Origin of the sequence: Streptomyces sp. SID3343, from assembly GCF_009865215.1 — a bacterium.
In the GTDB taxonomy this organism is placed as follows: Bacteria; Actinomycetota; Actinomycetes; order Streptomycetales; family Streptomycetaceae; genus Embleya.
In genome coordinates this window covers 1-652 of the sequence record NZ_WWJX01000938.1, presented here as the reverse complement: position 1 = coordinate 652, position 652 = coordinate 1, and the positions used below count along the sequence as shown (strand labels likewise).

The 652-nt window shown below is 73.8% G+C and carries 1 pseudogene; it reads right to left on the bottom strand.

Going from position 1 to position 652, the window contains the following annotated elements:
• A pseudogene (locus GT354_RS29140) lies at positions 1 to 652 on the bottom strand (helix-turn-helix transcriptional regulator); the annotation flags it as partial.

Genomic DNA, 652 nt, shown 5'->3' with positions numbered 1-652 from the left:
GCGGCACGTACAGCGCGGCCTCGGCCACGTGCCCGAACGCCGCCGGCGCCACACCCGCCGCCGCCGCGACCGCGTCGTCCCACCGCCCGGACGTGTACAGGGCCAACGCCCGCAGGTAGCGCATGTCGAGCGCCCACGGCGAGGACGCCTGCCCGGTGGCCCGGGCCCGCTCCAGCGCGTCGTCCAAACAGCCCAGACAGTCCGCGAGGTACCCGGCCTCGAAGCAGCCCATGGCCAGGCTGTACAGCGCCCGCAGCTCGATCGTCGCGTTGCCCGCCTCGCGGGCCAACTCGCTTGCCTGCCGCAGGCGTTCGCGGCCTTCGGGGGTCTGGCGATTGTTCGCCCGCATGCCGGTCAGGGTGATCAGCACGTCGGCCTGCGCGTCGCGCGCGCCGAGCGCCTCGGCGGCGGCGAGGGCCTCGGCGCCCAGCGTTCGCGCGGTCTCGTACTCCAGGACGTAGTAGGCGGCCTGCACGTGCGTGGCCGCGGCCCACACCCACGTGCGCGACGGCGGGTCGGCGGGGATCAGCGCGAGGGCCTGGCTGCTGTATTCGTAGGCGGAACGCAGGTTGTCCACGTTCATCAGGTTGGAGGCCAGGGTGTAGCGGACCTTGGCCGCCAGATCGGTGTCCGCCTGTGGGCCCACGCTGTC